This window comes from Mesorhizobium sp. B2-4-17 (genome assembly GCF_006441275.1).
In the GTDB taxonomy this organism is placed as follows: Bacteria; Pseudomonadota; Alphaproteobacteria; order Rhizobiales; family Rhizobiaceae; genus Mesorhizobium.
In genome coordinates this window covers 150,007-158,828 of record NZ_VFUX01000010.1, presented here as the reverse complement: position 1 = coordinate 158,828, position 8,822 = coordinate 150,007, and the positions used below count along the sequence as shown (strand labels likewise).

11 protein-coding genes are annotated in these 8,822 nt (G+C 63.2%); 7 read left to right on the top strand and 4 right to left on the bottom strand.

The window, feature by feature from the left end:
* Positions 1 to 413: 413 nt before the first annotated feature.
* The 4 genes from FJ548_RS10540 (at position 414) to FJ548_RS10525 (ending at position 4,267) form a co-directional block, all read left to right on the top strand.
* Complete coding sequence (locus tag FJ548_RS10540; protein ID WP_140694717.1) at positions 414 to 1,319, top strand: Ku protein; 906 nt, start codon at positions 414 to 416, stop codon at positions 1,317 to 1,319.
* Positions 1,316 to 2,437 (top strand): tetratricopeptide repeat protein, encoded by a 1,122-nt coding sequence (locus FJ548_RS10535; RefSeq protein WP_140777828.1) that lies wholly within the window; start codon positions 1,316 to 1,318, stop codon positions 2,435 to 2,437. Before FJ548_RS10540 ends, FJ548_RS10535 begins: the two co-directional genes overlap by 4 nt.
* A 232-nt stretch (positions 2,438 to 2,669) precedes the next feature.
* A complete protein-coding gene (locus FJ548_RS10530; RefSeq protein ID WP_140777827.1) occupies positions 2,670 to 3,323 on the top strand; it encodes an alpha/beta fold hydrolase in 654 nt (217 codons plus the stop codon).
* Positions 3,324 to 3,496: 173 nt separating this feature from the next.
* The gene (locus tag FJ548_RS10525; protein ID WP_140694708.1) at positions 3,497 to 4,267 is read left to right on the top strand and encodes an exodeoxyribonuclease III; all 771 of its coding nucleotides are present in this window, start codon (positions 3,497 to 3,499) and stop codon (positions 4,265 to 4,267) included.
* 150 nt (positions 4,268 to 4,417) lie between these two features.
* On the opposite strand, the gene FJ548_RS30715 is transcribed toward FJ548_RS10525, so the two are convergent.
* From FJ548_RS30715 to FJ548_RS10500, 4 genes are all read right to left on the bottom strand, one after another.
* The gene (locus FJ548_RS30715; RefSeq protein ID WP_281407064.1) at positions 4,418 to 4,540 is read right to left on the bottom strand and encodes a hypothetical protein; all 123 of its coding nucleotides are present in this window, start codon (positions 4,538 to 4,540) and stop codon (positions 4,418 to 4,420) included.
* A gap of 460 nt (positions 4,541 to 5,000) precedes the next feature.
* On the bottom strand, positions 5,001 to 5,207 hold the full coding sequence (locus FJ548_RS10510) for a hypothetical protein (protein WP_140611413.1): 207 nt from the start codon (positions 5,205 to 5,207) through the stop codon (positions 5,001 to 5,003).
* A gap of 343 nt (positions 5,208 to 5,550) precedes the next feature.
* A complete protein-coding gene (locus FJ548_RS10505) occupies positions 5,551 to 5,835 on the bottom strand; it encodes a hypothetical protein (protein WP_140611415.1) in 285 nt (94 codons plus the stop codon).
* Positions 5,836 to 5,951: 116 nt separating this feature from the next.
* Positions 5,952 to 6,692, bottom strand: a complete 741-nt coding sequence (locus FJ548_RS10500) for a sulfotransferase family protein (protein ID WP_140611417.1) — start codon at positions 6,690 to 6,692, stop codon at positions 5,952 to 5,954.
* Between the two features lie 122 nt (positions 6,693 to 6,814).
* Here FJ548_RS10500 and FJ548_RS29810 point away from each other — a divergent pair, with 122 nt between their 5' ends.
* From FJ548_RS29810 to FJ548_RS10485, 3 genes are all read left to right on the top strand, one after another.
* Positions 6,815 to 7,258, top strand: a complete 444-nt coding sequence (locus FJ548_RS29810) for a hypothetical protein (protein ID WP_181165688.1) — start codon at positions 6,815 to 6,817, stop codon at positions 7,256 to 7,258.
* 116 nt (positions 7,259 to 7,374) lie between these two features.
* Positions 7,375 to 7,593, top strand: coding sequence for an exopolysaccharide production repressor protein (locus FJ548_RS10490; RefSeq protein ID WP_319022913.1), 219 nt, complete (start codon positions 7,375 to 7,377; stop codon positions 7,591 to 7,593).
* 688 nt (positions 7,594 to 8,281) lie between these two features.
* Entirely contained in the window at positions 8,282 to 8,581 is a 300-nt protein-coding gene (locus tag FJ548_RS10485; protein WP_140611421.1) for a DUF1236 domain-containing protein, read from the top strand.
* Positions 8,582 to 8,822 lie beyond the last annotated feature (241 nt).

Sequence of the window (8,822 nt, the reverse complement as noted above, 5' to 3'; positions counted from 1 at the left end):
GCCGTGCAGAACTTGTCCCATAACGCATCCTTCCAGTCGGAAGAAAATATCGCACCATTAAAGCTCGGGATCAAACACCTAGGGTCTGCGCCGCGTCGCTTCGCTCCTTGCTACGCCCTAGGATGACGAAGCTTCGAGACATTCGCCTAATCGCAAGCACCCCGCCTGCCGTCGACTGCCATCGACGCTTCTTACATTTTGAATTATCCTCACCTCCGACCCCGCCGGCGACCTAAAACATTTCGTCAGGATTTGCCGGTATCGTGCGGGGCCGGTGTAGGATTTGCGCAGCCTTATTCGTCCTGCGGACGAACAGCGCTGCTTGGAGCATGGTCCCCAAAAGTGGGAACCGGTTTTTGGACAAGACCCATGCTCCAACATATTGTCAGTGCATGGCCGCGTAGGAGTGTATCATGGCGCCCAGGGCAAGTTGGAAAGGTTACCTCAAACTCAGTCTGGTCAGCTGTCCGGTGCGGCTCTATCCCGCCACCAGCGCCAGCGAACGCATCTCGTTCAACCAGCTGCACAAGAAGACCCACAACCGCATCAACATGAAGCCGGTCGACCCGGAACTGGGGCTCGTCGAGCGCGCCGATCTGGTCAAGGGCTACGAGTATGAGGACAAGCAGTACATCATCATCGATGACGCCGACCTCGACGCGGTGCGCATCGAGTCCAACCATACGATGAACATCGAGGCCTTCGTCGACGAAGGCGAGGTCGATGTGATCTATCAGGACGCGCCCTATTACCTGGCCCCCGATGGCGCAATGGCGGAGGAAACCTTCGCGGTGCTGCGCGAAGCGATGCGCAAATCCGGCAAGCTGGCGATCGCCCGGCTGGTGCTGTCCAGCCGCGAGCGGGTGGTGACGATCGGCCCGCGCGAGAACGGCATGTTCGTGTGCACGTTGAGGAACCCGAACGAAGTGCGCGGCACGGCTGAGTATTTCGGCAACATCCCGGCCGGCAAGCCCGATCCGGAAATGCTGGAACTCGCCGAAGCGCTGATCAAGCAGAAGGAAACCACCTTCGACCCGAAGAACTACGAGGACCGCTACGAGATCGCGCTGATGGCGATGATCCGCGAGAAGCTCAAGGGTCATAAGCCGATCATCGCGGCCGCACCCGAGCGCGGCAATGTCATCAACCTGATGGATGCGCTGAAGGCGAGCCTGTCGCAGTCGAAGCCGCCGGCCAAGTCGAAGAGCAAGGCCGAGGAGGCGCCTGCCAAGCCCGCCAAGAAGGCGGCAGCGGGCGGTGCGCCTGAAAATCCGCTGAAGGCCAATCTGCTGAAGGCGGTCGGCAAGAGCAAGAAATGACGGCACGAGCCGTCTCGGTCCCGGGCGCCGTCTTCGGCACGATCGGCGCACTGGCGGCGTTTCCGCTGCGGCTCGCCGCGCGCGAGGTCGAACGCCAGCACGGCCAGCTCCGGCGCGGCATCACCAGGCGCACCACGCACATCGTGTTCGGCCGGACTTTGCTTGCCAAGGCAGGGCTGACCCGGAACGGCGATGCCGGGATCGAGCGCCGCATCGCTGCCGAACGCGCCGCCGGGCGCACGCTGATCAGCGAGAACGGTTTCCTGCGCCTGCTCGGGCTGATGAAGGCGCCGCAGGCGTCCCTTTCCAGGCAATCGCTGATCGAGCAATCGCGGCTCTCCGGCGCCGACCTTGACCTTTTGTCGCTGTTCGATGCCTTCGAGCACGACGCGGAACCCTATTCCTTCCGCGACCTGATCCTGGCACGCAAATATGCCGGGCTGGTCGCCGGCGGGGCGACGTGGGGCGCCATCGCGCGTTCCGTGCACCGCTCCGGCCCGGTCGCCTCGCTCACCGCCAAGTCGCTCAATGTCGGCTCGCAGCATGGCCGGCCGGACGCGATCTATCTCGAAGGCGGCCAGAGCGAGCTCGACGGGCAGTTGCTGTTCGATCTCGGCGCGGCCGCGCAAGGCGACGACACGCTGGAAGAGCTGTTCGCCGACGCCGAAGCGGCGGAGGAGGGCGGCGACCATGACGGGGCCGCCGCGCTCTACCAGCGCTGCCTCGCCATCGACCCCACCGACGCGATCGCCGCCTTCAACCGCGCCAACTGCCTGCGCGCCGGTGGGCGTGTGGCGGAGGCGGCGCACGACTATGCCCGCGCCATAAAACTCGACCCGGCCTTCGTCGAGGCCTGGTTCAACCTCGCCGGGCTGATGAGCGAAGAGGGCCGCGACGCTTCGGCGCGAAGGCACCTGCAGAAGGCGATCGCGCTGGACAGCAATTATGCCGACCCGGTGTTCAACCTGGCCAGGCTGGAGTTCGATGCCGGCAATCTGGTTGAGGCACGGCGAAATTGGGTGCGGTATCTTGAGCTCGACGCGGAGTCCGAATGGGCCGGGGTTGCAGCCAAGGGCGTGCAGTTCGTGGACATGCAACTGGCGCGGACGGCGGTGTGAGCATGATTGGCGAAGGCCGAGATGACAGCCAATCTTCCCCCTTGTGGGGGAGATGTCCGGCAGGACAGAGGTGGGCGCTGCCCCGCCGACAGATCGGCCTTTTTCAAAGGAATCCGCCTCTTGGACATTTGACCGAAGGCTGGCATTCCTTCGCGCCCCCCTCTGCCCTGCCGGGCATCTCCCCCACTAGGGGGGAGATCAGCAGCGTCGGCGTCGCGCGAGTCATCACCCCATGACCAGCTTCCTCTTCGACGGCGACGACACCGCGCCTGTCACCATCCTGCTCGCGCATGGCGCCGGCGCGTCGATGGATTCGCCCTCGATGACCGCCACCGCCAAGGCGCTGGCCGCCGCGGGCTTCCAGGTCGCGCGCTTCGAGTTCCACTATATGGCGGCGCGCCGCTACGGCCACCGCAAGCCGCCGCCGCGCGCCGAGACGGTGAACCCGGAATACATCAAGGCGATCGCCGACCTGAGGGCGAGGGGCGTCGCCGGTCCGCTGATCATCGGCGGCAAGTCGATGGGCGGGCGCGTCGCCTCCATGGTCGCCGACGAGATGCTTGCCAAGGGCGAAATCGCCGGGCTGGTGTGCCTCGGCTACCCCTTCCATCCGCCGGGGAAGCCGGAGCAGTTGCGGACCAAGCATCTCACCGGGCTGAAGACGCCGACGTTGATTTTTCAAGGCACGCGCGACGAGTTCGGCACCATGGACGAGGTGGCGGGTTATGGGCTGTCCGACAGCATCAAGGTGATCTGGCTGGAGGATGGCGACCACGATTTGAAGCCGCGCAAGAGCGTTTCGGGTTTCTCCACCGCCGATCATCTGAAGACGGTGGCAAACACGGTGAAGGCATGGGTGGCGCGACAATCACTGTCGTCATCCTAGGGCTGAGCAAGGAGCGAAGCGACGCGCGCAGATCCTAGGATCCATGCCGTGACGCCAAGGCGATGCAAAGGTTCGGAGTTTTGCCCCGCCGCGTTCCACGGCGAGGGTCACGGCATGGATCCTCGGGTCAAGCCCGAGGATGACGAAGCGAGGGTCGCCTTCGGCATTCAAAAATGAAACTCGCCACCTTCAACATCAACAACATCAACAGCCGGCTCGAAAACCTGCTGGCGTGGCTGGCGACGGCAAAACCCGATGTCGTCTGCCTGCAGGAGCTGAAGGCGCGCGACACGCAGTTTCCGCTGACCAGGCTCGCCGCGGCCGGCTATGGCGCGGTGTGGAAGGGCGAACCGACCTGGAACGGCGTCGCCATACTCGCGCGAGGATCCGAACCCGTCCTGACCCGCGATGCGCTGCCCGGCGACGATGCAGACCGGCAGAGCCGCTACATCGAAGCGGCGGTGGACGGCATCGTCGTCGCCTGCCTCTATGCGCCGAACGGAAACCCTCGGCCGGGGCCGAAATTCACCTACAAGCTCGCCTGGCACGCGCGCCTGGAAGCCCATGCCGAACAGCTGCTCGACACCGGCCTGCCGGTGGTGCTGGCCGGCGACTTCAACATCGTGCCCGAGCCCCGCGACATCTACGCCACCCGCTCCTATGACGACAACGCGCTGGTGCAGCCGGAAAGCCGCGCCGCCTTCGCCGCCCTCCTCGAACAGGGCTGGACAGATGCGCTGCGCAAGAAGCATCCGAAGGAAACGCTCTACACTTTCTGGGATTACCGGCGGAACCGCTGGCCGCGCGATGCCGGGCTGCGGCTCGACCACATCCTGTTGTCGAAGACGCTCGCCCGCCGGCTGAACGGGGTGGGCATCGACCGCGAGGTGCGCGGGCAGGACGGCGCCAGCGACCATGCGCCGGTGTGGGTGGAGCTGAAGTAATCAGTCGACGTCGTCGGCCAGCGCCGTGATCCGCTCGCCCGGCGCCTACCGCTTCGCGGTTTCGACCCCGCCGGGCTGGCGCTTGCCGGCGCCAACGCGACGCAATCGCAGGATTTCCGGCTGACGCCCGGCTCGCCCGCCGGGCTGGTGTCACAGGACCTGCCACGGCCGGTCGGCCTGGCGCCGGCGCGCCTGGCCGGCAGGCTGGCCGACGCCACGCTTGAGAAGCTGTATGGCGCTGAACGCCATGGCCGACGCGGGCGGGGGGCGCATGTTGGGGTGTGCTGGGCGCCCGCGTCAACCAGGGCGGCTCGTACCGCCGCAACGACACCATTGCACATTGGCTGATGTTTGAAACTTCCGCGAAAGCGGAATAGGCAGGACCAGCAGCGCGGATCCGACGCCTGCTTCGCCGAAGCGCGAAGGGCTGGAAGGCCATGGCATCGTGGTTGGCGCCAGCGCCGACTTCGTCGCCATGCGGGCGCGGCACGTGCCCAAGCGGTCGCGGCCGTGGCAAAGGAGCGGTCGGTGGATCGACGTGGCAAGGCGGTGGCGAAGGACGGCAAGATAGCGCGCTGAGCGCGTCGCCGGCGGGCAGGAAAAGTGGCCCGGCGACCAGGTGCAAACAAAGGCACACCGGGCCAAGCCGGCTTCTGGCACTGGCCGGTTGATCATTATATTCGCAATATCTAATGTTTATTGCAAGGCGACCGCGCCGCCTGCCGCGCTTTCATCAGTTTTCCGCCGCACGATCGGCCGTCTGCACTGATCGGGCCGGCACGGAGGAAAGCGCATGCTGATTGGACGGCTGTTCGCCGAAATAGAGCGCGCCGCCCAGGACGAGGAACACGATGCCGACCACCACCAGCCCAACCGCCAGCACGGCAACCGCCGTGCCCGGACCGTGACCTGTCTTGATGATGATGGACCGATGGGACATCACGCTCCCTCCGGGGATGAGCCCGGTTCACAGACCTTTGCAAACGGCGGCAGGGGCCGGATGTTCCCGGAGGAGGGGCCCTCATCGGCCCTTTGCGTTTTCTTCTGGGACTAAGGTCTTGGGTCGCGCACGCAAAGGTCCGAGGGGGCCTGTTCGGTTCCGGCAATGTCCATTGGACGTTCCGCTATTTTAGCCAATTGCAATATAAAGCCTTTACCTTGTTGAGAGGCGAATACGGGCGTTGGACGGGCAAAAAGGCGACGCGCCACGGCTATTGTCGGCCGGGGTAGCTCCAAGCATTACGCGAACATTGCGGGGACGGCGGGAGTTTTTCGATGATCAATTACGTCTCGTCGAACCGGCCCTCCCGGGTCGGGTTTCGCGTGATCGCGGCTTCTTCCTCGTCGTCGGGCAGGGCCTCGTCACTCTCCTGGTAGGGATTGTCGTCATCCTCTTGCGGCAGGTCGCCCTCTTTCTCGGTGCCGTAGCGCATGTCGCCGTTTTCCGGCACGCTATCAGGCAGGATCTGGCCGCCCTTGACGGCGTCCCAATCCTGCTGCTCGATGGTCGGGCTATCCGCCTGCGGGCCGTCATCATCGTCGGTGCGGGGTTTGCCGCGCGGTGCCATTGTGGCCTCCAATACCTGTGAAGACTGGAGGCAAAACTCGGGCTGCCGGCGTTTGTTCCCGCACTCGCGAGTACGGGCCTGGCCCATCACGGATTGCCGTCTGCCTTGGTGGCGGGCTACCGCAGCCACAACCATAATGCGGCGACCACCGCCGCGACGGCCGCCACGCTCAGCCCCAGCATGATGTAGGAGCCCTTGATGATGTCGCGGATGATCTTCTTGATCGTTTCGCGGTCGTTGAGGTTGGGGAAGGGATCGTTGGGCACGGCGACGCCCAGAAAATCGCACAGCGGCCCCCAGCCTTCGGTCACCTTGTAGACCAGCAGCTTTTCGGGCGGCACCGCGGCCTTCACTTCGTCGATATAGGCGTTGTAGCGGGCCACCGCCCTGGCGCGATCGTCCATCACGCCCTTGAGCGCGCGGCCCCACACCAGCTTTTTCGACATGTCGCCGAATTTCCAGCCGAACGGCGTCAGCCATTCCAGGATCTTGAACTGCCAGACATTGTTGGTGAAATAGATCGTGTCGATCGTGCTCTCGTACCAGGCTTCGGCGCCGCGCGGGTGCAGCGTCAGCAACACCTTGGCGTCGGGATAGGCCACGAGCAGTTCCCGCCATACGCAGCAACCGGGATTGTCGACGGTGGCCGTATAGTTGGCGAACACCCGGTTCCAGTCGTGCTGGGTGCCGGGCGGACTGTTGGCCACCATGCGCCAGAAGTCGAGATGGCCCTTGTTGGCCTTGTTCATGATGACTTCCTGCATGTGGTAGGAAGGCAGGCCGAGCCTGTTCAGCGCGGCAAAGGTCGACCACGTGCCGGTGCGGCCGAAACCGGCCCCGATCAGCTTGAGCGTCATTTCCCAATCCCCATCGGACTTGTTTTTGCCCGGTCCGTGAGCAGCAAATTGCTCCCGATAGGGCCAGGGTGCAACAAATTTCGAGAGTCGGCGCCAAGCCGATCCTATAGGGGCCGGTCGTAGTGGGTCAGTTTGAAATTTCCGACAGCCGCCGGGTCTTTGCCGTCATCGACAGGTTCGGCGGTATCGCCCGTAACGAGATCTACTATCGATTTCGCCAACTGATTGGCATCGCGCGGGCGCTTTGGGTGCTTACCGGTCATAGTAACCAAACCTCGCCTGGCTGGACCCCCAACTTGTCAGCGGTGGGATTTGATACGGGGGACGGGCTGCCAATGTTGGCTTCCCCTATTTTTCGCCTTACTGCCTCTTGCGCCTCGATTGGGGCGCCATATCCCGCGATCCAGCAAAAAGCCATGGGTGGCTCATTCTCGGTCCAAACGGGGACGATCCAAGCCTTGATCTGTATTTTGGGGTTCATGCCAGGAATATGGCACTGCCATGCGCCACTTCAAAGGCTGGATTTCAAACTGACCCACTACCGGGCCGGTCACATACTTGCGTAGCTGCTAAAATAATGAAACGTTGGGCGCGGGTATCGGGAATTCGGGCAGGGGAATCGGCCGAATTGGAATGTTCGGCGATTTGGGCGTCGATGTATGTTGGGCGGTTTCTCGTGGGGATGTCGGCGACGACCATCCTTGTCGCGGTCTGGACCTATATGGCCACCGGTTCCTTCTGGAAGGCGCTCACCTGGACGGTGGTGACCCTGGTTGTCCTGCAGGTCGGATATTTCGTGCTCGTCGTGGGGCTGATCCATAGGCGCGCACAAGATGCCGTAAGGAGCCAGGATTCGATCGACGCAGTCCCGCCATTACATCGGGACGGTGTCTCGTTCTGACGCCCGGGCTCGGCCTGGACCGTGGCCGAGATGGCGCCGGTCGGCACGGCGATCTTGCCGAGCTGGCTGTAAGCGCAGCCCTACCTCATCCACCATCCATTCGGCCAGTGCGCCCGCAAATCCCTGCAAGGGCACCATCAGCGCGATGACGACAGACATCAGCGGGAAAAATCACGCAAGGTCGGGGGCCACATTGCCTCCTTCGGGGGAATTAGGACGACGTGGTTGCATCACACCGGCAGGCCACGCCGCCTGTCGGTGGAACCATAAGCCGAAGCGGGCGTTTCCCGATGCGACCGGTGAGGTTGCCACCTCCGCCGGTTATTGACGGCTCGTCCTGCTCCCGGCAGGGCGGGCCTTTTTTTTTGTGCACAGGGTTGTGGCACCTGGAACGACACCGCACGCTCCACGTTAGCTGTTGCTAAGGCAGGACAGCGGGTTCAGCATCGACGCAGCACGGCTGTGCTGTTCCGGGAAGGGAACCTTGTGTTCCATCTCCGATTGTTCCGTATCTGTAATCCACGAAATTTAGATGCGAATTTTAAGCATATTCGCTGATGCTATCAATAGAAGCCATCTTGTGATCTTGCGATAGCCACATTTGTTCCAAAATTGCGGATGGAACTTCGGAGCGGCGATGGAGTTTCCTTGCAGGGTGGCTTTCAGATATCCCGACAAGGAGGTTGTTATGAAGTATTATCTTTCAAGTGCGGCTGCTGCGATCATTCTGATGGGCGGCGTTGGTGCGGCCCTGGCCGAAACCGTTGTCCTGCAGCCGGAACAGGAGACAGTCGTACGCGAATACGTCAAGAAGGAGCCGTTGGCGTCGGTGAACCTTTTGGGCATCGAACTTAAGCTCGGCTCGCCGGTACCGGACAGGGTTGAGCTGCGCGAGGTGCCGAACGTCAAGTACCGCGTCGCGGTCATCAATGACCAGACCGTGCTGGTCGATCCCGACACGCGTCAGATCGTCGAGGTTCTGCACTGAGTTGCATCGCAGGCCCGCCTTGGAAAAGCCCGTCACGGTCCTGTGACGGGCTTTCCTTTTTGAATCCCTTTTGAAACAGGCTTGTTGAACCAGGCCTTGGGTGGGCATGGATCGTCTGTACCAGCCGCGTGGCCGGGCTGGCAAAGCGGCCCGCCAAGGTGCATGGTTGCGCTCGTGCGAAACTTCCCGCGCCAGCTGCGCCCGAGGCGGCAGACGATGGCAGGCGCGACCTGTCGCTCGG